Origin of the sequence: Peterkaempfera griseoplana (genome assembly GCF_001418575.1) — a bacterium.
Classification (GTDB): domain Bacteria; phylum Actinomycetota; class Actinomycetes; order Streptomycetales; family Streptomycetaceae; genus Peterkaempfera; species Peterkaempfera griseoplana.
On sequence record NZ_LIQR01000026.1, the window covers coordinates 1 to 21,594 of the forward strand.

A 21,594-nucleotide genomic window follows, 5' to 3' on the forward strand; every position below is an offset into this window, starting at 1 on the left:
ACGAAGGCCGCCACCCCCCGGCAGAACCCCCGGGGGGTGGCGGCCTTCGTCAGGAACGGCCTGGTCGACTCGGCCGCCCCGGAGAGCTTCGCCGCGGCGGCGCCGCGCTGCACGGTCTTCCGGGCGACCCCGGCGGACGGCGGGTCATAGCCCGGGGCGGCTGTGCCGCCGGGGACGGGAATGACCGTTCCGCCGAGGCCGGGCCGGGGCGGGGCCCGGCGGCCCGGCGGCGTGCGGGGCGCCCCTGGGCGCCGAGGCCGTCTAGGAGGACGGACGGACGGCGGTGATCAGCCAGGCAGCGCCGTTGAGACGCACACCGTCCGGCTGCTCGTACGGGCGCAGCGCCTCGCTCAGCGCGTCGCGCACGCGCTCCGCGGCGGCCGGGTCCGCCTGCTCCATCACGAACCGGACCGGGCCGGAGCCGAGCAGAAAGCCCGCCGCGTCGTCCGCGTCGCGGCCGAAGGTCATCGGCGCCTCCACCAGGGTGGTCTCCACCTGCTCGAATCCCGCGTCGCCGAAGACCCGGCGGATCGTCACCGGGTCGGCCAGAGAGAACATCCCCGGCTCGCCGATCGTGAAGTCGGGCACCGGGCAGAAGGGCCGCAGCACGTCGAACACCCGCACCCACTCGCAGCGGCGGGGGTCCGCCTTGCACAGCAGGGCGACCCTTCCGCCGGGTCGCAGGGAGCGGCCGACGTTGGCGAAGGCGGCCACCGGATCGGCGAAGAACATGATGCCGAAGCGGCTGATGGCGGCGTCGAAGACGCCGGACGGCAGCGGGTGGACCTGGGCGTCGCCGCGTACGAAGCGGACGTTGGCCAGTTGCTCCGCCGCCGCGAGTTCGCGTGCCCGGTCCAGTTCCGCCTGCGACAGGTCCAGCCCGACCACCTGGCCCTCCCCGGCGTGCCGGGCGGCCAGCCGGGTGGTCTGGCCCGCGCCGCAGCCGATGTCGAGGACGTGGTCGCCGGACGCGATGGCCGCGGCCCGCAGCAGCGGTTCGTTGAACTCTCCGTTGACCGCGTTCCAGCGTTCGTGGTGGTCGGCCCAGTGCCGGCCTTCGTCGCCGTTCCAGGCCTGGTCCTGCTGGTCGTTGACGCTCGCACGCATGGGATCGCCTCCCGGCGGTGGTCTCTGTCCACATCTGGTATGGGCATCTGCCCATACTGTATGGGCGCTTGCCCATACTTGCAACGGAGCAAGCGGAGTCCCCACGGGCACGGCCGACGACGCACCTCGCCCCACGGCTGAAACCCGCCGCCCGAGCTGCCGGACCGTCACCGGCGAGAACAGGGCGACCCGTCACCAACCCCGGCCCGACACACGCGGCCCAGGACGGCCCGAGGGAGGCCCCGGCGCCTCCCGGGAGGCGCGGAGCACCGCCCCCGGCCAGGGGCCGGACAGCCACCGCCGGAGCCTCACCGGGCAGCACCGCAGGGGGTCGACCCGGGTTGGCCGTGGCCCTGCGGAGACCTAAACTCGGCCTCCGCTCGACCAGGTGGAGGGACCGTGAGCGGGCCGGCGCAGGGCATGCCGCACGCAAGCAGCAGGTCGGCGGTGCTCGATGTGATCAGGGCTGCGGGCACCATCAGCCGCACCGGGCTCGTCCAGGCCACCGGCTTCACCGGGGCGACCATCTCCACGGTGGTCCGGCGGCTCATCGACGACGGGCTCGTCCGGGAGATCGGCCGCGCCGCGTCCACCGGCGGCAAGCGCCGGGTGCTGCTCCAGCTCAACCCGTCGTCCCGGTACGCCGTCGGGGTGCATCTGGACCACGCCGGGATCACCTACGCCCTGGTCGACCTCGGCGGCACGGTGGTCGCGCAGATGTCCCGGTCCGGCGTCGGCTCACGCGCACCGCAGCGGGTGGTCGAGCGGATGACCAGGGAGGTCGCCTCACTGATCGAGGGGGCCGGCGTCCGGCGCGACCGGGTGCTGGGCCTGGGGCTGGTCTCCCCCGGGCCGCTCGCCCCCACCAGCGGTATGCGGCTCACCCCTCCGTTCATGCGGCACTGGGAGGACTTCCCGCTCGACCGGGCACTGGCCGCGGCCACCGGGCTCCCGGTGGTGCTGGAGAACGACGCCACCGCTGCGGCGCTGGGCGAGCACTGGTCGGGCGGCGTACCGGGCACCGTCACCTTCGCCGCCCTCCACATGGGGACCGGCATCGGCACGGGGCTGATGGTCGGCGGCGTCAGCTACCGCGGCAGCAGCGGCAACGCCGGCGAACTGGGCCACATCTGCCTGGACATCAACGGGCCCAAGTGCTGGTGCGGCGCGCGCGGCTGCACCGAGGCCATGGCCGGTCCCGCGGCGGTGGTGGCGGCAGCCCGCGCCGACCGGGAGGTCGCCCGAGCCGCCGGCCTCGGCGCCGAACCCCGCTCCGTGGCCGCCGACTTCGCCGCGGTCACCCGGGCCGCCCGGCGCGGCGAACCGGGCGCCCTCGCCCTGCTGGAGCACTCGGCCCGCTGCCTGGCCGTGGCTGCCCGGACCCTCGCCACCATCATGGACCTCGAGCTGCTGGTCCTCACCGGCGCCGGCTTCGCCAAGGCCGGCCCGCTCTATCTGCCCGTGGTCCAGGGGGAGCTGGACCGGGCCTTCTTCCCCCGCGCCACCCACCGCGTCGAGGTACGGCTCTCCCAGTCGGCCGCCACCGCCCCGGCGGTGGGCGCCGCCACCCTGATCCTCCGCGCCGAACTGGTCCCCCTCCGCGCCGGCCTCCGCCTCCCCGGCGACCTCGCCGGCTCCGAGCCCGCCCCGGCCGCCGTCCCGGAGGCACCGCCACCCGGTCCCGGCGCCACCCGGTGACCGCCACGGTCGCTGCGCCGGGGCCCGGAACTCGGGGCTGCGTGAGCTCTGCCCGAACGTGGTGGGCGGCCGCCTCCCGGCAGGGTCCGCAGCCTCGCCCATCGACTTGTGCTCCTGCAGCGGCCGGATGAGCCCGCCCTGCGAGCAGCCGGGGCGCAGAGCAGCCGACCTTCGCCGCAACGCCCACGCGTCCCGCTGTCCTCGGCCTCGCTCGATCACAAACCGGACGTCAGACGATCACGCCGAAGCCCTGGGGGTTGAAGGTCGAGTTCAGGAGTCGCCCTGGTCTGAATCTGTCGGTTTTGCGACGAAAGAGCTCGTCCAACTTCGAGTGGCGGAGTTCACGTTGGATGCCGTGGAAGTCCAGCACCACCGGGCAGTCGGCGAACCAGTCCCCGTCCTCGACGAAACGCACCACGGCGAAGCCCGTCAACCGCCTACCGGCGAGCGCCGCCAGACGTGATCCGTGCGCCTGTCGAACTGCCTCGAGCCCGACCAGGAAGGACGGCTCGAAACCAGAGATCCCCATGTCCACAGCTCGTCAGCGGCCCACTGTTGCCGCGCCCCCGAGCTCAGCCTACTCCGCCGCGATTCGCCGGCGGGCCTCCCCTTCTGCGATGTACTGCGCGGCCTGCAGCAGTGCCCGCTCGCGCGCGTCGAGGTCGCCGAAGGCGCGAGCAACCGAACAGTGGTCCGGCCACGGTGGGCGCCGGGCGGGCCTGGCCGGAATGCGGCCAACTGTCCTTGCGGCCAGGGATACTGGTGTCGTCCGACCACGAAGCAACGGGGGCTCAACAGTGACATTCGCACGGAAGACAGGCCGTCCTGGCGCGGACGGCGTGCGAGGTGCGCGGCATGCGGTCGTCGTGGGCGGGAGCCTCGCAGGGCTGCTCGCGGCGCACGTCCTCGCCGAGCACGCCGACCGGGTGACCGTGGTCGAGCGCGACCGGTTCCCGGAGGGCCCGAGGCCGCGACCCGGGGTGCCGCAGGCCCGGCATCCGCATGTCCTGCTGGAGGGCGGGCAGGTGGCTCTGGAGTCGCTGCTGCCGGGCTTCCTCGCCGAGCTGCGGGCGGCGGGGGCACCACGCGTGGGCATGCCCTCGGACCTGGTGCAGCAGCAGGACGGGCGCTGGTTCCGGCGGCTGCCCGCGACGACGCACATCTACACCGGTTCCCGCGCGCAGCTGGAGGAACTGCTGCGGCGGCGCGTCCTCGAGAACCCGGTCATCGACACGGTGGAGGGGGCCGAGGTCGTCGGCCTCCTCGGTGACGCCTCGCGCGTACGGGGCGTGCTGCTGCGGGACCGCTCCGACGACGCCCGGGGGGAACAGCGGACTGTCGAGGCCGACCTGGTCGTCGACGCCTCCGGCCGGGGGACGAAGGCTCAGCAGTGGCTGGCGGCGATCGGCGCCGTCGCCGCGCACGAGGAGACCATCGACACGGGTCTCGCCTACGCCTCCCGCGTCTACCGCGGCAGGAGCGGCGGCCTCCCCGACGCCACCCACGGCTACTACGTCTACCCCAGTCCCGCCCAGGTCCACGCCGGCGGTGCGCTGCCCCTGGAGGACGGCACCCACCTGGTCATCGTCTCTGGGCTGCGCGGTGACGAACCGCCCACGGACGACGACCAGTTCGTGTCGTACGTCAAGAAGAGGCTGCCGCATCCGCCGCTGCACGACTGGCTGGACGAGGCCGAGCCGATCTCGCCGGCGTTCGGCTACCGGCGGACCGCGAACATCCGCCGCCGCTACGACCTGCCCGGCCGCCCGGCCGGATTCCTCGCCACCGGTGACGCCCTGTGCACCTTCAACCCGGTCTACGGGCAGGGCATGGCCGTCGCCGCGATGAGCGCGGTCGTGCTTCGCGACACACTGGCCGATCGGCGCCGGGTCCCCACGACGCGGCGCGTGCAGAAGGCACTTCTCGCGGCGTCCCGGCAGGCATGGGACATCTCCGCCGGGGCGGACCGCTCGATGCCGGGCGCGGTGGGCACCGCCGTGGCCTCCAAGCCGGCGGACCGCGTGGCCGACTGGTATCTGCAGCGCGTCCTGGAGCGCTACCCCGGCGACCCCGTGGTGGGGGCCTCCTTCCGCTCCGTCCTGGGCCTCTGCGCTCCCGTGACGAGCCTGTTCGCGCCGCCCGTGGCCCGAGCCGTCCTCCTCCGCCCGGCCGCGCCGACACCTGCCGAGCCGCCGATGGCGCCGGAGGTAGCCGAGGGCTGAGCCAGGTCTTGGTTGACGGAGCGTCACATCAGCACGCGAACCGGCTCACCCACCCGCGCGAGGCACTCCCCCGACCACACAGGCCACCGGTGGCGGCAGCGGCGGCATGACCAGGAGCCCGTGGCCGTCGGGGTCGGTGCAGACGGGCGACGCCGGGCCCGTCCGTCCGGTGCGGGCCCGGTATCGGTCGGTCGTCGGGGGCCCCGGCCAGTCCCCGCGACCGTCCAGCGGCCCCGGGCCGCAGCGTGGCTGCGGTCGGCCGGTCCCTCAGCCGGGGAACTGCACCGAGGCCAGCAGACGGGCGGTCTCGGGGTGGCCGATGTAGTCCAGGAAGAGCACATGGGAGAGCGGCAGGTACCAGCCCTGGGGCGAGAAGCGGTAGCCGCTGTCGCATCCGGCCTGCCACCGGTCGTAGTCGGCCTTGCGGTTGCCGACCGGGCGCAGTCCGGTCTCCACCGGGCGGGAGCCGGCGCCGAAACGGATGCCGTTGAAGTCGCCCCCGGGCGGCGCCCCGTCGACCGGGCACGGCTGCACATCGGTGGCGGTGTACCAGCCGCCGTTCTGGTCGGCCGTGTAGAGGCGCTGCTCACTGCCGCGGATGCGGCCGGTCTTCACCGCGATGCCCGCACAGCCGAAGACACTGGGCAGTCCGGCGCTGTTCACGGGCTGCGCGCAGGCCTGGTCCGTGCCGTAGGTGATCAGGTGCCAGGTCGGCGGGATCTCGAAGGACACCCCCGCGAGCGCCACCCGGTGCCAGGGACGCCCGGCGGCCTGCGTCGCGCCGGTGGAGGCGGTCGGCGCCGCCGTTGCGGTGGCCGCGCTCCCGGTGGATGACGGCTCCGCGGCGGGCCCGGAGGCGGTGGCCGGGGGAGCCGACGCCTGGGGAGCCGAGGCCGAGGGGGCGGCGGAGGCCGGTCCGGACGGTTGCCGAGGGGCGGAGGTGCAGGCCGCGGCGCCCAGCGCCACCAGTACGGCGGCCGGCAGCAGCAGGCTGCGCTGAGTCGGTCTCATCGGCGTCCCTTCGATCCGGTGTACTGCCCTTTCACACGCGGTGGGACGCCGCGCGGTTGCACACCCGGCCGGGCCACCGGCCCGTCCCGGCAGCCCGTGGGGCTGCCGGGAGCCGACGGTCAGCCGTCGGCGGAGGCCTCGGAGTCGGCGGCGTCGGCCGCGCTCTGGGCGGCGTCCACCAGCTGCCGCATATGGGTCAGCTGGTCGCCGTCCGTGGACGGCCCGCTGGTCGCGGGCGCCGGCCCTGAGCCCGCCGGGGCGCCCTGGGAGCCGCTTCCGCCGCAGCCGGACGCCAGCACCGCGCACAGCACGGCGGCGGCCACGGCCGCCGTGGTCCTGGTCACGCGGGTCATGAGGAGGCCCCACCGGAGTGCGCGCCGCACCACTTGGCGACCTCGGCCAGGTCCGCACGCCGCTGCCGGAGGGTGGGCGTCAGCGACTTGCGGACGGTGAGCCGGTGCTCCAGATAGGTGGCGATCTCCGTGTGCCCGGCCTGCTTGGCGGCGAGGACCCGCTTCTCCAGGCGCGCCACCGAGCCCCGCCGGCCCGCCTTGCCGTCGAGCCTGCGCAGGGCGCGGTCGATCCGCTTCTCGATCCCGGGCACCCGGCGGCACAGCGCCCGGGCGCCGTCACCCGGGGCGTGGGCGGTGGCGCCGGCGGACGGGGACGCGCTCTGCGGCGCGGTGTCCGCCGTGGCGGGGCCCGACGCCACCAGCAGGGCGGCGACGGCGGCTGCGGCGGCGACAGCGGCCCTCTGCTTGGACTGCATGATGTCCTCCTTCGCGGATGGGCAGGCTCGGCTGCCCGTGCGTACGCAGGGGACGTTAGGGGCCGTCCTTGTGGAATTCCTGTGGGACGGCGGCGGCGGTGAGCCAGTCCCGGCGCAGGGGCAGCGTGGGCTCGCCGGAGGGGCCCGGGAGCTGCGCGGCGAGCGCCAGTCGCACCTCGAACCGGGTGCCGCCGCCCGGCCGGTCCTGGACGGTGACGGTCCCCCGGTGCAGGGCGATCTGCTGGGCGACCAGGGTCAGGCCGAGTCCGGAGCCGGGGCTGCCGGGACGGCGGTGGAACCGCTGGAAGACCGCGTCCCTCAGCCGGCCGGGGATGCCGGGGCCGTGGTCGTCGACGGTGAGGACGGCGGTCGGGCGCGCCCGGTCGCCGCCGGCCCGCAGGGTGATCTCGACCCTGGGCGGCCCCGTCTCTGGGCGTCCGTGGACGATGGCGTTGGCGAGCAGGTTGTCCACCAGGGAGCGCAGTCCCGGTTCCCAGCCGTGCACCCGCAGCCCGGTGGCGGCGCGTACGGTGACGACGGCCTCGGGGTGGCGGCGGCGGAGTTCGGCGGCGGCCGCGTCCACCGGTTCGGCCAGGTCGACCGGGCCCATGGCGTCCGCCTCGACCAGGTCGCCCTGGGCCAGGGTCCGCAGCATCACCAGCAGCCCCAGCAGCCGGGCGTGTTCCCGCGCCAGGTCGTCGAGGACCTCCTCCCGGTCGGCGCCGGCGAGCCCTGGGTGGGCGGTGATGATCTCCAGATTGGTCTGCATGCTCATCAGCGGGGTGCGCAGCTCGTGCGAGGCCGCCGCCGAGAAGGAGCGGGCGGTGGCGAGCGCCTCGGCGGTACGGGCCGCCTGCTCGTCGTAGCGGGCGAGGACGGTCTGCAGGGTGCGGGCCAGGTCGTCGACCTCGGTGATCCCGGACGGCGAGTGGTCCAGGCGGGCGGCGCTGGTGGAGGGGTCCAGGCCGCTGGTGCGGCGCTGCAGCCGCCGCAGCGGCCTGCTGACCCGGGCGGTGACGGCCCAGGCCAGCGCGCCCGACAGCGGTGCGGCGAGCAGGGCCACGGTGAGCACCCGCCGCCGCACCAGCCGGAGCTGGGTAGCGGTGGCGGTGTCGGGCGCGAACAGCCACAGGGTGCCCTGGGCGGACGGCCGGGTGACGGTGACCGGTACGGACAGCACCCGCCACCCCGCGCCGCCGGCCCGCAGGGTGGTGGGCCGGGCGGCCTGCTGCGGCAGCGGGACGGAGTCGTCGGGCTGCGGCCCGCCTTCGACACTCCCCTGCGGCCCGGCCAGCCGGACGCCGACGTCCAGGGCGGCCGTGTAGAGCCGCCGCTGGCGGGCCTGTTCCACGGCGGCCGGGCGCTGGTTGGCGGTGGCCCGCAGCAGTGACCGCGCCTCCGGCAGGACGGCGGCGGCCCGCTGCCGCAGCTGGGTGTCCAGCTGGGTGTGCAGGTCGGAGGCGACCAGGCGCAGCAGCAGCAGTCCGCAGGCCAGCACCAGCAGGGGGACGGTGGCGCCGACCGCCAGCGCGGTCCGGGTGGAGAGCCTCACGGCGTGTCCCTCCCGTCGTCCGTACGCAGCACGAAGCCGACTCCGCGCACGGTGTGCAGCATCCGCGGCTGCCCTCCGGCCTCCAGCTTGCGGCGCAGATAGCTGACGAAGGTGTCCACGGCGTCGTTGCGCACCTCGAAGTCGTAGCCCCAGACGCGGTCCAGCAGCTGGTCCCGGGTGAGCACGATGCCCGCGTTGCGGGCCAGCACCTCCAGCAGTGCGAACTCCCGCCGGGTGAGGGCGAGTTCGGTGCCGTGGAGGAGCACCCGGCGGGCGGCGGGGTCGATCTCCAGGCCGCCGGCGCGCAGCAGGCCGGTGCCGGTGGGCGGGCGGCGGCGGAGCAGCGCCTGCAGCCGCAGCACCAGTTCCTGCAGCGCGAAGGGCTTCACCAGGTAGTCGTCGCCGCCGGCCTGGAGTCCGGCGACACGGTCCGCGACCTCGTCGAGCGCGGAGAGCATCAGCACGGGGGTGTCGTCGCCCTGCTCCCGCAGGGCACGGCAGACCTCGATGCCGTCCAGGTCGGGCATGGAGATGTCCAGCACCACCACGTCGGGCCGGGTGTCGCGGAGCGCGGCGAGTGCGGTGCGGCCGCCGGCCGCCGCCGTGACGGTGAATCCGGACAGCCGCAGTCCGCGCTGCAGGGAACGCAGGATGGCCGGGTCGTCGTCGACCACCAGGACCCGTCCGCTGATGGCGGGCATCACCGCTCCCTCCTGCGTACCGGCGCCGCGCCCGGGTACCGCGGCGGCCCCCGCAGCCGCCGTCGCCCTCACGGCCACCCTCGCCGTCACCGTCGCCGTCACCGTCTCTGTCGCCGCGATGGTACGGCCTGCCGTACGGAGGCCGGTCACCAGTCGCGGGCGGTCCGCAGCAGCCGGTCGCGGACCAGGGTGCGGTGCGGGTTGCCCGCGGCGCCGGGGCGTTCGGCGAGGTAGCTGGTGTTGATGGGCGGGTCGTCCGGCTCCAGCAGCGGCACCAGTGCGCCGGAGCGGAGCTCGTCCAGGCAGAGGTAGCGCGGCAGTACGGTGATCCCGGCCCCGGCGGCGACGGCGGAGCGCACTCCGCGCAGGTCGGGGACGACCACGGCGGCCGGGCCGGTCAGCCGCACCCCGAAGACGTGCCGCCAGTAGCGGCGGGCGATCGGCAGGTCCTCGGCATAGGTGACCAGCGGGACGCCGTGCAGTGCGGCGGGTCCCAGGGCGGCGACGCGCTCCGGTCCGATGCGTCCGGCCCAGTCGGGGGAGGCCACCAGGACGAACTCCTCGTCCGCCAGCGGCGCTGCGGTCAGGGTGCGGCCGCGCGGCCGGACGGTGGAGATCACCAGGTCGTACCGGGCGGCCCGCAGCCCGGCGAGCAGGTCGTCGCTGAGTCCGCTGGTGATCCGGAGCCTGACGCCCTGCTCGACCAGCGGGGCGAGGGCGGGCAGCGCGCGGACGCAGAGCATCTCGGCCGGCCCCGCGAGGTGCACCGGCTCGGCGGGGACCTCGGTGCCGGGGCGGCCGCGGTCGGTGACGGTCTCCAGCGCGTCCAGCGGTCCGGCCACCTCGGCGGCCAGTTCGTCCGCCACCGCGGTCGCGGTCACCCCGTGGGGCCGCCGCTGGAACAGCTCCCGGCCCAGTTGCCGCTCCAGCGCGCGGATCTGGGCGGTGACGGTCGGTTGGGAGAGGCCGAGCAGCCGGGCCGCGGCAGTGAAGGACCCGGCCCGGTGGACGGCGAGGAAGGTACGTAACTGTGTCAGGTCGAGCCTTGCGGAACGCTCTGTCGATGCGTCAGGCCGGCTGGGCGTCATCCGGTCGATCGTAGGCCCTGCGCCGAGCGGGCCCGGAACCCCCGTCCCCTCCGGCCGGCCGGGTCGTACAGCGCGGAGGTGCCCGGACCCCGTTCGGGGTCCGGGCACCTTCCTGCCGTTCGGTGCGCCGTCGGCCGCCGCCCGTGGCGGAGGCCGGCCGTGTCACCGTCGGGTGTCAGCCCCTGTCAGTGCCTCAGAAGTCGTCGCGGTCGTTGCCACGACCACGGCCCTCGTCGCCACGCCCGTTGTCACCGCGGCCACGGCCCTCGTCGCCACGACCGAAGTTCTCCCGGCCACGGCCGCCGCCACCGCCGCCGAAGCTCTCCCGGCCGCCACCGCCGCCACGGCCGAAGCGCTCGTGACCGAAGCCGCGCACATTGCGGCCCCGCTCCTCGGCGTTGACGCAGACGGTGCCACCGGAGGGGTTGAGCAGGGCAAGGATGTTGATGCTGTTGCCGCAGATGTTGATCGGGATGGTGATCGGCACCTGGACGACATTGCCGGAGAGCACACCGGGCGAGCCGACGGCTGCGCCCTCGGCGCCGGAGGCGCTCGCGACCCCGGCCCCGGCGGCACCCAGGCATCCGGTGAGGGTGGCCAGCACGGCGGCCTTCTTGATCATGTTCATTTCGAAGCTCCTCGGGTGAGAGAGATTGCAAGCTCTCCTAACCGCGCCGGGGGTGCCCGGACACCCTCGGCCCGAGTGCTCACCCGCCCGGCCCTCCAAGTGCCCACGGACGGAGCACGGGCCGGGCCCGGACCACCCCCGCAGACCCGTTTCACGCGTGCTCAACGCCTTACGGGGCGGCCTGGTTGGGCCGGTCGGCCGAGCGTGGACGCGCGCCGGGGGCAGCCGTGCCTACGGTGTCCCTCAGGCACCGGGACCGATCCCCGGGCGCCGCCGGTCGCGCATGCCGGTGGCGCCCGGACCGCCCTGCCCGGCGCCCGCAGACCGCGCGGCGCCCGCACCTCCGGCCTGATCGGTCCCCGCAACCCGCCCCCGCAACGGGCCCGGCGCCGGCCGTTCCCGAACGCCCCGGCCGCGGGCCGCTGGGGGCGTCTTCGGCACCGATGTGGTGCGCATGATGCACACGATGCCGCGCCGTCGCAAGCGCATGCCCGGCCCGGGGACGCAGCTCGCCGTCCGCGTCCGGCCGGCCACACACCGGGCTCGGGGGACGGCGGCCGCTCAGCGTCCGGTCCGGTCCTCCCCGGCGCCCAGCGCCCCGGCGAGTACGGCGACCACCGCGGTCGCCGCCGCCACACCCAGCAGCGCGACCCCCGCCAGCGCCATGGCGCCCCGGTGCAGATCGACACCGAGCGTGCCCACCCCGATCCCGGCGACCGCCGCCAGCAGGGCGGTCAGCAGCAGTGCCCCGCAGTGCCTGGCCAGGACCGCCGCGGCCTGCGCCACCCGGTGGCGCTCGGCACGGCCGCGCCCGGTCAGCACCGCGTCCAGTCGGGGGGATTCCCGCACCAGATGGTCCTCGATGTCGGAGAGGATCCGCCTCTCCTTGCTGGTCAGGGTCATCGTGCCCTCCACGCCGGGCCGGAGCCGCACCCTTCTCCTGCCCCGTACGGGCGCTGCCACTCCCCCCACCTGCCGGACCGGACGGGTACGGCGGCTGCCGGGCCCCGGAGGGCGCACGAGGCGCACCAGGGGGCGGAGGAGGTCCACGGGAGGGCCGGACGGCGGTGAGCGGCAGCCGGTGCCCGGCCCTTCCCGGGGCTGTCCGAAGGCGTCGCCCGTCTCCCCGTTCCACGGGCGATGCCTTCGGTGTGCCGTTCCCCCGTCGGCCCGGCGGGAGGGAGCCCACCGGACCGCGACGGCAGGACGAGCATGACGGGCCGCACCAACAGACCGCTAACATCCGATCAACGGATTTTCCCGTCTTGGCCGGACCCACCGGTCGATGCTGCTCGCGGAAGGGCAATGGGATGCGTTTCGGCCTCCTCGGACCCCTGACCGTCTCCGACGGCGCCACCGCTTCGGGCGTGACCTCGCCCAAGGGGCGGGTCCTGCTGGCCTCACTGCTGCTCCGGGCCAACCAGCCGGTCCCGGTGGACACCCTGCGCAGCGCCCTGTGGGGTGAGCGGCCGCCCGCCACCGCCACCGCCTCCCTGCACAACCACATCTCCCGGCTGCGCCGGCTGCTCGGGCCGGACGGCGAGGAGCGGCTGTCCTCCACCCCGGACGGCTATGTGCTGCGCACCGGCCCGGGCGAACTGGACGCCGAGGTCTTCGACGGCCATCTGGACCGGGCGCGCGCCGCACTGCGGCGGCAGGAGTGGGACACCGTCGGCCGGGAGACCGCCGCCGCGCTGGCACTGTGGCGGGGCCGGCCCCTGGCCGAGGTGCCGGCCCTCCCCGATGCCGAGCCGCGGATCCAGCAGCTGGTCGAGGCCCACCTCCAGGCCCTGGAGTGGCGCTTCGAAGCCGATCTGCAGCTGGGCCGCCACGACGGCCTCGTCCCCGAGCTGGCCCACTGGACCGCCGAGCATCCCCTGCGCGAGGCCTTCCACCGGCAGCTGATGCTGGCGCTGCACCGCACCGGACGCCGGGCCGAGGCGCTGGAGGTGCATCAGCGGCTGCGTCGCGCCCTGGTGGACGAGCTGGGCGTGGAGCCGGGCCCGGCGGTGCGGCAGGCCCACCAGGAGGTGCTGGCCGAGGCGGAGCCCGAGGCCGCCGGGCAGCCGCAGCCACCACTTCCGGTTCCCGCGCAGCTGCCCGCCGACCTCGGCGACTTCACCGGGCGCGTGGACGACGTCCGGCGGCTGGAGGCGCTGCTGACCCCCGCCGCCGGGGACGGCGCCGCGCGCGCCGTGGTGATCTCGGCGGTGTCCGGCACCGCCGGGATCGGCAAGACCACCCTGGCCGTCCACGCCGGGCACCGCCTGGCGGCGCGGTTCCCCGACGGACAGCTGTATGTGGACCTCCAGGGCGTGACACCGAAGCCGCCGGCCCCCTCCGAGGTGCTGGCCCGCTTCCTGAGCGACCTCGGGGTGCCCGACGGGCAGATCCCCCAGGACGAGGAGGCCCGCGCCGTCCGCTGGCGGACGCTCACCGCCGGACGGCGGCTGCTGCTGGTGCTGGACAACGCCCGCGACGCCGCCCAGGTCCGGCCCCTTCTCCCGGCCGGGGGCTGCGGTGTGCTGGTGACCAGCCGGCGCAGACTGCCCGGTCTGGCCGGTGCCGCCCATCTCCACCTGGAGGTGCTGGACGACGCGGACGCCCTGGCCCTGTTCGCCGCGGTGGTGGGCGTGGAACGCACCGCCGCCGAGCCGGAGGCGACAGCCGCGGTCCTGGCGTGCTGCGCGGGGCTGCCGCTGGCCCTGCGGATCGCGGCGGCCCGGCTGGCCGGACGCCCCTCCTGGCCGGTGTCCGCGCTGGCCGAGCGGCTGGCGGACGAGCAGCGGCGGCTGGACGAACTACGGGTCGACGACATCGCGGTGCGGGCCAGTTTCCAGGTGAGCTACCGCGGCCTGCGGGCGACGGCCGCGGGCACCGACCCGGCGCGGGCGTTCCGTCTGCTGGGACTGGTGGAGAGCCCGGACCTGGGGCTCGACGCGGCCGCGGCGCTGCTGGGACTGACACCCCGCGACACCGAGGACGTCCTGGAGCTCCTGGTCGACGCCTGCCTGCTGGACAGCCCGCACCCGGGCCGCTACCGGCTGCACGACCTGCTGCGGGTCCACGCCGCGGAGCGGGCGGCGGAGGAGGAGACGGAGGAGGAGCGGCGCGAGGCGGTACGGCGGCTGGCTCACTGGTGCCTGGTGACCCTGACCGCGGCGGACGAGATCCTGCTCCCCGGGTCGGGCCGGCCCGATGTGGCGCCCGCCGACCCGGCCCACCCGGCGCTGCGCTTCGTCTCCGACACCGAGGCCCTGCGGTGGTGCGAGCGCGAGCTCCCCACCCTGCTGGCCGCCACCCGGGCCGCGGCCGCCCACGGACTGCACCAGCCGGCGTGGCAGCTGCCCGCGCTGTGCTGGCGCCGCTACATGTCCAACGGCCGGTACGACGAGTGGCGTACCGTCAACGAGCTGGGCATGCGCAGCGCGCTTCTGCTGGGCGACCTGGTGGCGCAGACCCATCTGCTGAACTCCGAGGGCGCCCTGGCCTGGCGTACCCGCCGCTTCGAGGACGCGGAGCGCAGCCTCACCGCCAAGCTGCGCATCCACCGGGAGCTGGGGGACGTCCCCGGGGAGCTGTCCGCGCTGGGCAACCTCGCCGTGGTCGCCGAGCACCAGGGGCGCTACGAGGAGAGCCGCGACCAGGCCCGGCACGCTCTGGCGCTGGCCCGCAGGACCGGGGAGCGGGCCACCGAGGGCACCGCGCTGACCAACATCGGCAACTGCGAGCACCGTCTGGGCAACCACGAGGAGGCGCTGCGCCACCACCACGCCGCCCTGGTGGTCTGGCGCGAGCTGGAGCACGGCGCCGGCGTGGCCATGGCGCTGGCCAACATCGGCTCGGTGCAGCTGCATCTGCGCGACTACGGCAGCGCGCTGTTGCGGCTGCGGGAGGCGCTGCCGCTCACCAGGACGGTCGGCAGCCGGGTGAACGAGGCCGAGGTCCTCGCGGACCTCGGCCGGGCGATGATCGCGCTGGGCCGACCGGACGAGGCCCGCCGTCACCTCGATGAGTCGCTGGCGGTGTGGTGCGCGCTCGACCGTCCCGAGGCGGACGGGGTCCGTGCGCTGCTCCGCGAGCTGGACGCGCCCACCGTCCCCGCCCTGCCGGACCACCGCTGAGCCGCCGGGCTCAGCCGTCCGCCAGCAGCCGCCTCAGGGCGCGTCCGAAGACCAGCCGGCCGGACCAGCGGGTCGGCCCGTCGAGGAGCCCGGGAAGGTGGCGCACCCGCAGGTCCTCGCACCAGCGCACCACGGAGCCGTCCCCGTCCGGGACCACCTCGATCTCGGCCCAGCCGAGGACCGCACGGCCCCGCTTCTCCAGTCGGCAGCGGCCCGGCCGGCCGCCGTCGGGGGGCTCCCAGAGCACGATCTCCATCGGGTCGTCGAAGCCGGCCCGGCCCAGCGCGGTGCGGGCCACCACCATGGTGCCCACCCGCGACGGCGGCGGGGGCGTCACCGTGATCCGCGTCAGCGGCACCTGGCGGCCCTGCCGCTGCCAGTCGGTGACGCGCTGCCATGCCTGCCCGGCGGACAGCGGCGACCGGCGCTGCAGTCGGAACGGTGCCATGCCCCGAGCTTAGGACCGGCCCGGCGGTTTCCGCCCGGGCGCACGGCCCGGCGCGCCCGCCGGTCCGCCGTACGGTCCGGCCGCGGGCCGCCGCCCGGCAGGGGCACGGGTACGGGACGCCGGCCCAGGTGAGGGACGCCGGCCCGGGTGAGGGACGCTAGCCCTTGACGACGCCCAGCGGGGTCAGCCGGACCACCCGGCGGCAGAGCCCCGCGCCCTCGGCCGCCTCCACCACGGCGTCGACGTCCTTGTAGGCGCCCGGGTGCTCCTCCGCCAGCCCGCGCCAGGAGGACGGCCGTACCGCGATGCCTCCGGCCTCCATCCGGTCCCGCAGCTCCCGCCCGCTGACTCCGCGGGCCGCCTGGTGGCGGCTCTGCAGCCGCCCGGCCCCGTGGCAGGTGGAGTGGAAGGCCCGGCCGCCCGGGACGCCGGTGAGCACATGGGAGGCGGTGCCCATGGTGCCGGGGATCAGCACCGGCTGCCCGTGGTCGCGCAGGTCCGGCGGCAGGTCGCGGTGGCCCGGCGGCAGCGCCCTGGTGGCGCCCTTGCGGTGGACGCAGAGCAGCCGTGGCACACCGTCGACGTCGTGCTCCTCCAGCTTGGCGAGGTTGTGCGAGATGTCGTAGACCAGCTCCAGGCGGGCGCCGAGCAGCTGGGCGAAGACCTGTCTGGCGGCGTCGGCGAGCAGTTGGCGGTTGGCCCGGCCGTAGTTGGCGGCGGCGGCCATGGCGCCCAGGTACGCCCGTCCCTCCGCGGACTCCACGGGGGCGCAGGCCAGCTGCCGGTCCGGCACCCTGATGCCGTGGTGCGGCATCCGCTGCTCCATGCGGCGCACATGGTCGGTGCAGATCTGGTGGCCCAGCCCGCGCGAACCGCAGTGGATCATGACGCACACCTGGCCGGGGCGCAGACCGAACGCCTCGGCGGTGGCGGTGTCATGGACGGTCTCCACCTGCTGCACCTCCAGGAAGTGGTTGCCCGAGCCGAGGCTGCCCACCTGGTGCAGGCCCCGTTCCAGGGCCCGTTCGCTCACCTGGCCGGGGTCGGCCCCGTCCACCGCGCCGCCGTCCTCGCAGCGGTCCAGGTCGCGGGGCTCCCCATGGCCGCGTTCCACGGCGTGGCGGGAGCCGGCGAGCAGGATGCCCCGCAGTTCGCCGGGCTGGTGCAGGTCCCAGACGGCGCCGCGGGTCATCCCGCGGGGCACGACCGGGTCCAGGGCGTCCATCAGCCGCCCGAGGTGGGGGGCGAGTTCCCCGGCCGAGAGGTCGGCGGCGAGCAGCCGCACGCCGCAGGAGATGTCGAACCCGACCCCGCCCGGGGAGACCACACCGCCCTGCGCGGGGTCGGTGGCCGCGACGCCGCCGATGGGGAAGCCGTACCCCCAGTGGATGTCCGGCATGGCGTACGAGGCCTGCACGATGCCCGGCAGGGTGGCCACATTGCGCACCTGCTCCAGCGACTGCCCCGCGTCGCTGAGCAGTGACCGGGTGGCATACACCACCCCGGGCACGCGCATCGCGCCCTGCTGCTCGACCCTGAGCTCGTAGGGGCCGGTCCGGCTCACGTCCATGACGCTCTGGCGGTACCCGGCCCACCGCCGGCGAAACGGACGGACTGCCGTATATCAGGCGTCCATCCCCCTACCTGGCGTCAGACGTCGACGGTGAAGGCGCACCGCCAGCCGCAGCCGTCCCGGACCAGTTCCAGCCCGTGCAGCGACACCGCCTTCGGCACGGCCCCCACGGCCTGCGCCGCGTCGGCGCGGACCATCTCCAGCCGGGCCTCCAGCCCGCCGCCGGGAAGCGCCGCCAGCCGGACGGAGGCGGGCAGTTCGCCCTGGGCGTCCAGCCGGTAGACCACCTCCTCCAGCAGCTCCACCAGCAGGTCCTGGTCGGGCGCCGGTTCCAGACGGACGGTGGCGGTGCGCCGCTCGGCGGTCGCGGGGACCTCGGAGAAGCTGCCCACCAGCCCGGTCACCGCCTCGGCGAGGCAGCGCTCCCGGTCGGGCGCCCAGGCCTCGATCCGGCTGTCCGCGGTGTGCGGGAGACTGCGGTGGCCGGCTGCGGGCCGGCCGGGTCGCTCGGTCATCGGGCTCCTTCCTGCGCCGTCCGGTTGTGGGCGGCGGCCGGTCGGGTAGGTGTGCGGCGTGGAGTGGTTCTCCGACGCGGACTACTGGCTGAGCAGGCTGGTGCTGCAACGGGCGCTGGCCGCGCTCTACCTGGTCGGCTTCCTGGTCGCGGCCAACCAGTTCCGGCCGCTGATCGGTGAGCGGGGGCTGCTGCCGGTGCCCCGGTTCCTGGCCCGGACGCCGTTCCGCCGCTCCCCCGGCATCTTCCAGCTGCACTACTCCGACCGCTTCTTCGCCGCCGTCGCCTGGTCGGGCGCGGCCCTCTCGGCCGCGGTGGTCGCGGGGGCCGCGGACCTGGTGCCGCTGGGGGCGTCGATGGGCCTGTGGGCGGTGCTGTGGGTGCTCTATCTGTCGATCGTCAACGTGGGGCAGACCTGGTACGCCTTCGGCTGGGAGTCGCTGCTGCTGGAGGCGGGTTTTCTGGCGGTCTTCCTGGGCAACGCCCGGACGGCGCCCCCCGTGCTGGTGCTCTGGCTGCTGCGCTGGCTGCTGTTCCGGGTGGAGTTCGGCGCCGGGTTGATCAAGATGCGCGGCGACCGCTGCTGGCGTGATCTGACCTGCCTCTACTACCACCACGAGACCCAGCCGATGCCCGGACCGCTCAGCTGGTTCTTCCACCACCTGCCGAGGCCGCTGCACCGGGTGGAGACCGCCGCCAACCATGTCGCCCAGCTGGTCGCCCCCGTGGTGCTGCTGCTGCCGCAGCCCGCGGCGACCGCCGCGGCCTGTCTGGTGATCGCCACCCAGCTGTGGCTGGTGCTCTCCGGCAACTTCGCGTGGCTCAACTGGCTGACCATCGTGCTGGCCTTCTCCGCGGTCGACGGCACCCGTGCCGCCGGGCTGCTGGGGCTGCCCGCCGCCCCGCACCAGGCCGCCGCGCCGGGCTGGTTCCAGGGCGTGGTGCTCGCCGCCACCGCGCTGGTGGTGTGGCTGAGCTACTGGCCGGTGCGCAACATGCTCTCCCACCGGCAGCTGATGAACTGCTCCTTCAACACCGTCCACCTGGTCAACACCTACGGGGCGTTCGGCAGCGTCGGACGGGTGCGTCACGAGGTGGTCCTGGAGGGCACCGCCAGCGCCCGGCCGACCGCCGACACGGTGTGGCGGGAGTACGGCTTCAAGGGCAAGCCCGGCGACCCCCGGCGGCTGCCCCGCCAGTTCGCGCCCTACCATCTGCGGCTGGACTGGCTGATGTGGTTTGCGGGGATCTCCCCGGCCTACGCCCGACCCTGGCTCGGCCCGCTGGTCGCCAGGCTCCTGGAGAACGACCCGGCCACGCTGCGGCTGCTGCGTACCAACCCGTTCCCCGACGCACCGCCGGCGCTGGTCCGCGCCCGGCTGTTCCGCTACCGCTTCACCGACTGGCGGGAGCTGCGCCGCACCGGCGCCTGGTGGCACCGGGAGCCGGTCGGCGAACTGCTGCCGCCGGTGCGCGCCGCCCGCTGACCGGGCGCGTCCGGCGGCCCGGGCGGTCAGGCGGACGTCGTCTCGGTGTCCTGCTGCCGCGCCTCCGGCAGCAGCTCCCGGATGTCGTGCGGAAGCACATGGCCCAGCTTCTGCATCAGCTCCGGCGACAGGGACGCGTCCAGGACGTCCAGCACCGCGCCCGCGTCACGCAGCGCGACCTCCTCGGTGGTGCCCGCCCGCCAGGCGATCCGCCCGGCGAAGGTCGTCAGGTCGAAGCGCTCGCCCTTTCTGCGGTCCTCCCGGGAGGAGCCGTGCGACACGGCCACCCCCACCATCGGCCGGGCGATCTCCGGGGGCAGCTGCGCCGCCACATGCTCGGCGAGGCCGACCGGCACCCGCTCCGCCAGGGTCTCCAGGGTGGCCAGCACCGCCCGCTTCGCGGCCTTCCGGTCGGGAAGCTCCCCCCGTGTGCGGACCTGGTCGATGAACGCGTCGAGATGCATGATGCCCGGCCTCCCGTCGTGGAGCTGCGCACAGTCTCAGGGGTCGCGTGTCCAGCGGCGCGGCGCCAAAACTCGGATCACCCCACGCGGCGGCCCGTCACTCCGGGCGGACCGCCGGGGACCCGTCCGGCTCCCCCCGGCCGGCCTCCGCTCCGATCCGCCGGATCACCAGGACGGCGACGTCGTCGCGCTGCTCACCGGAGGTGAAGCTGTCGAGGTCGGCGCGGAGCGTCCGGGTCAGCTCGTTGGCGTTCAGCCCGGACCACCCGGCCAGCCGCTCGCCGAGCGGGTAGAAGGTGCCCCTGCGGTCCCTGGCCTCGGTGACCCCGTCGGTGCAGAGCAGCAGTGACGAGCCGGCCGGGAAGTCGAACCAGCCGACGGTCCGCGGATCGGGAGACAGGCTCTCCAAGCCCAGCGGCACCCCGGGTTCGCCGAGGTCGACCGACCGTGCCCCCGAGTCGTCCAGCAGCTGCGGCGGGATGTGCCCGCAGTTGATCACCTGGCAGGACGCCTGCTCGCCGACGCCGAGCACCAGCGCGGTGACGAACCGTTCGTGCTCGCCCTCCCGGCTGGCGAAGAGATTGTGCCGGACCACCGCGTCCTCCATGGCCGTCACCACCGCGGTGAGGGTCGGTTCGCGGTGTGCGGCCTCGCGGAAGGCCCCCAGCACCGCGAACCCCGCCCCGATCGCCTGCAGGCCCTTGCCCTGCACATCGCCGATCAGCACCCGGCTGCCGTACGGGGACGCCACCGCCTCGTAGATGTCCCCGCCGACCAGCCGGTCGCTCTCGAGGGGCCGGTACAGGCCGCCCACCAGCAGCCGATCGGTGACCAGCGGCAGCGGGTGCAGGATCTCCCGCTGCAGGGCGGCGGCGGTGGACCGCAGCCGCCCCAGCTCGGTCTCACGGTGGATGCGGCGCCGGCAGGCCTCCACACTGAACCCGCCCAGCACCGCGCAGAACACGAACCCCAGCACCGTCTCGGTCACGCTGTGCTCGGGCAGATGGTTGAGCGACACCCCGATGGCGAGGGTCGCCCACACCGCGGCCAGCACCGTCTGGGTGACGGTGCCGAAGATGGCGGCGAAGGCGGGAAGGAAGATCAGCAACGGCGCGAGCCGTACGTCGATACCGCTCAGCGCCCCGACGCCCAGCACCACCGCGGTCACGCCCAGCACCGCCGCCACCACGAGCTGCAGCGTCGGTCCCCGGCGGGGCGGCGGCTGCGACGCCGCTCCGCGCCGCGACCGGAAGGTGGCTCGCACCAGCTCCGCCCTCCCTGCTCCTCGGCGCCGCCCGCCCCGGGCACCGTACGGGGCGTCCCCTCCGATCCTGGTGCACCTCGCCTGCCCACCGCCTGCGCAGGTACCCCGAAGGGATGAGCGAACCGCCCCCGGCGGGCACGCAGCCAGTCGGACCAGGCACGCCGCCGATCAGAGCAGGCACGCCGCCACTCGGACCAATCGCGGGCCCGCGGGGCGGCGGTGCGGTGGACTGCACCCGCCCGTCCTCGCCCTCGGGGCGCGGCCCACACCCTGGAGGTCACCGGATGAAGAAGCTCGGACTGCTGGCGGCGGCCGCGGCCCTGGTCGCGGTGGCGGGCGTGCCCGCGCCCGCGCGGCCCGCCCTCCCCGACACCACCGACCAGCAGTTCCTCACCGAGGCGCTGCGCGCGGTGAACGCGGTGCGCGCCCGGCACCACGCCCCACCGCTCACCTTGGACCGCCGGCTGTCCGGCTGGGCCGCCGCCCGCGCCCACGACCTCTCCCGGCAGGAGGGCCTCCACGGCGTCCACGGGGGCGCCCACCCGGGCACGGGCGAGAACCTCTACTGGGGTGCGTCCTCACTGCCGGCGAGGCGCAGCGCACAGGACGCGGTGTCCTCCTGGTACCAGGAGGCCCGGAACTACGACTTCGCCCACCCCGGGGGCGGCCGCGGCACCTCGCGGTTCACCCAGCTGGTCTGGCGGGCCAGCACACGGCTGGGTGCGGCCCGGGTGTCGGGGCGGGGCGCCCACTGGTACGAGACCTACATCGTCTTCCTCTTCCGCGGCCCGGGGAACATCCCCGGGGAGTACGCGCGCAACGTCCGGCCGGCCGTGCCCGGCCCGGTCCGGCCGGGCAAGGGGACCGCTCCGCGGCCCGGTACGGGCAAGCCGGGCGCGGGCGTCGCGGGGCCCGGCACCGGCGGCGCCCGCGCCCGGCTTGCC

20 protein-coding genes are annotated in these 21,594 nt (G+C 75.3%); 5 read left to right on the top strand and 15 right to left on the bottom strand.

The genetic code is table 11. From position 1 onward, the window contains the following. Positions 1 to 261: 261 nt before the first annotated feature. A complete protein-coding gene (locus AOK09_RS02085) occupies positions 262 to 1,107 on the bottom strand; it encodes a class I SAM-dependent methyltransferase (RefSeq protein WP_055585355.1) in 846 nt (281 codons plus the stop codon). A gap of 399 nt (positions 1,108 to 1,506) precedes the next feature. On the opposite strand from AOK09_RS02085, the gene AOK09_RS02090 reads away from it, so the two are divergent. After that, entirely contained in the window at positions 1,507 to 2,805 is a 1,299-nt protein-coding gene (locus AOK09_RS02090; RefSeq protein ID WP_055585356.1) for an ROK family transcriptional regulator, read from the top strand. A gap of 229 nt (positions 2,806 to 3,034) precedes the next feature. Here the strand turns inward: AOK09_RS02090 and AOK09_RS02095 are convergent, their stop codons facing one another. Continuing rightward, positions 3,035 to 3,340, bottom strand: coding sequence for a hypothetical protein (locus AOK09_RS02095; RefSeq protein WP_245687073.1), 306 nt, complete (start codon positions 3,338 to 3,340; stop codon positions 3,035 to 3,037). A gap of 331 nt (positions 3,341 to 3,671) precedes the next feature. On the opposite strand from AOK09_RS02095, the gene AOK09_RS02100 reads away from it, so the two are divergent. Beyond that, positions 3,672 to 5,027, top strand: coding sequence for an FAD-dependent oxidoreductase (locus tag AOK09_RS02100; RefSeq protein ID WP_055585357.1), 1,356 nt, complete (start codon positions 3,672 to 3,674; stop codon positions 5,025 to 5,027). Positions 5,028 to 5,294: 267 nt separating this feature from the next. Here AOK09_RS02100 and AOK09_RS38720 read toward each other — a convergent pair whose 3' ends face one another. The 8 genes from AOK09_RS38720 to AOK09_RS02140 all read right to left on the bottom strand — a co-directional run bounded on the left by AOK09_RS38720 (position 5,295) and on the right by AOK09_RS02140 (position 11,679). Continuing rightward, positions 5,295 to 6,038 carry a hypothetical protein gene (locus AOK09_RS38720; protein WP_055585358.1) on the bottom strand — a complete coding sequence of 248 codons (744 nt, stop codon included), beginning with the start codon at positions 6,036 to 6,038 and terminating at the stop codon, positions 5,295 to 5,297. Between the two features lie 119 nt (positions 6,039 to 6,157). After that, positions 6,158 to 6,382 (bottom strand): hypothetical protein, encoded by a 225-nt coding sequence (locus tag AOK09_RS40675; protein WP_245687074.1) that lies wholly within the window; start codon positions 6,380 to 6,382, stop codon positions 6,158 to 6,160. A gap of 5 nt (positions 6,383 to 6,387) precedes the next feature. Further along, on the bottom strand, positions 6,388 to 6,807 hold the full coding sequence (locus AOK09_RS02115) for a hypothetical protein (protein WP_055585360.1): 420 nt from the start codon (positions 6,805 to 6,807) through the stop codon (positions 6,388 to 6,390). Positions 6,808 to 6,862: 55 nt separating this feature from the next. Continuing rightward, entirely contained in the window at positions 6,863 to 8,359 is a 1,497-nt protein-coding gene (locus AOK09_RS02120; RefSeq protein ID WP_055585361.1) for a sensor histidine kinase, read from the bottom strand. After that, positions 8,356 to 9,060, bottom strand: a complete 705-nt coding sequence (locus AOK09_RS02125) for a response regulator transcription factor (protein WP_055585362.1) — start codon at positions 9,058 to 9,060, stop codon at positions 8,356 to 8,358. The genes AOK09_RS02120 and AOK09_RS02125 overlap by 4 nt, the downstream gene beginning before the upstream one ends. A gap of 146 nt (positions 9,061 to 9,206) precedes the next feature. Then, positions 9,207 to 10,148, bottom strand: a complete 942-nt coding sequence (locus tag AOK09_RS02130; RefSeq protein ID WP_055585363.1) for a LysR family transcriptional regulator — start codon at positions 10,146 to 10,148, stop codon at positions 9,207 to 9,209. A 193-nt stretch (positions 10,149 to 10,341) separates the two neighbouring features. Next, entirely contained in the window at positions 10,342 to 10,776 is a 435-nt protein-coding gene (locus tag AOK09_RS43370) for a chaplin (RefSeq protein WP_063795808.1), read from the bottom strand. A 561-nt stretch (positions 10,777 to 11,337) separates the two neighbouring features. Next, positions 11,338 to 11,679, bottom strand: a complete 342-nt coding sequence (locus AOK09_RS02140) for a hypothetical protein (protein ID WP_157875769.1) — start codon at positions 11,677 to 11,679, stop codon at positions 11,338 to 11,340. Between the two features lie 407 nt (positions 11,680 to 12,086). Between AOK09_RS02140 and AOK09_RS02145 the strand changes: the two genes are divergently transcribed. Next, positions 12,087 to 14,900, top strand: coding sequence for an AfsR/SARP family transcriptional regulator (locus tag AOK09_RS02145; protein ID WP_063795809.1), 2,814 nt, complete (start codon positions 12,087 to 12,089; stop codon positions 14,898 to 14,900). Positions 14,901 to 14,910: 10 nt separating this feature from the next. Here AOK09_RS02145 and AOK09_RS02150 read toward each other — a convergent pair whose 3' ends face one another. From AOK09_RS02150 to AOK09_RS02160, 3 genes are all read right to left on the bottom strand, one after another. Continuing rightward, positions 14,911 to 15,348, bottom strand: a complete 438-nt coding sequence (locus AOK09_RS02150; RefSeq protein ID WP_055585365.1) for an SRPBCC family protein — start codon at positions 15,346 to 15,348, stop codon at positions 14,911 to 14,913. 157 nt (positions 15,349 to 15,505) lie between these two features. Continuing rightward, positions 15,506 to 16,918 carry an RtcB family protein gene (locus AOK09_RS02155; RefSeq protein WP_055585366.1) on the bottom strand — a complete coding sequence of 471 codons (1,413 nt, stop codon included), beginning with the start codon at positions 16,916 to 16,918 and terminating at the stop codon, positions 15,506 to 15,508. Between the two features lie 80 nt (positions 16,919 to 16,998). Beyond that, entirely contained in the window at positions 16,999 to 17,436 is a 438-nt protein-coding gene (locus AOK09_RS02160; RefSeq protein ID WP_055585367.1) for an archease, read from the bottom strand. A gap of 58 nt (positions 17,437 to 17,494) precedes the next feature. Here AOK09_RS02160 and AOK09_RS02165 point away from each other — a divergent pair, with 58 nt between their 5' ends. Further along, complete coding sequence (locus tag AOK09_RS02165) at positions 17,495 to 18,922, top strand: lipase maturation factor family protein (RefSeq protein ID WP_055585368.1); 1,428 nt, start codon at positions 17,495 to 17,497, stop codon at positions 18,920 to 18,922. 26 nt (positions 18,923 to 18,948) lie between these two features. Here AOK09_RS02165 and AOK09_RS02170 read toward each other — a convergent pair whose 3' ends face one another. Next, positions 18,949 to 19,386, bottom strand: coding sequence for a DUF2267 domain-containing protein (locus tag AOK09_RS02170; protein ID WP_055585369.1), 438 nt, complete (start codon positions 19,384 to 19,386; stop codon positions 18,949 to 18,951). A 97-nt stretch (positions 19,387 to 19,483) separates the two neighbouring features. Further along, positions 19,484 to 20,650: a PP2C family protein-serine/threonine phosphatase gene (locus AOK09_RS02175; protein ID WP_055585370.1), complete on the bottom strand. Its 1,167-nt coding sequence runs from the start codon at positions 20,648 to 20,650 to the stop codon at positions 19,484 to 19,486. A 284-nt stretch (positions 20,651 to 20,934) separates the two neighbouring features. Between AOK09_RS02175 and AOK09_RS02180 the strand changes: the two genes are divergently transcribed. Continuing rightward, a partial coding sequence (locus tag AOK09_RS02180) for a CAP family protein (protein WP_055585371.1) occupies positions 20,935 to 21,594 on the top strand: 660 nt, incomplete at its 3' end.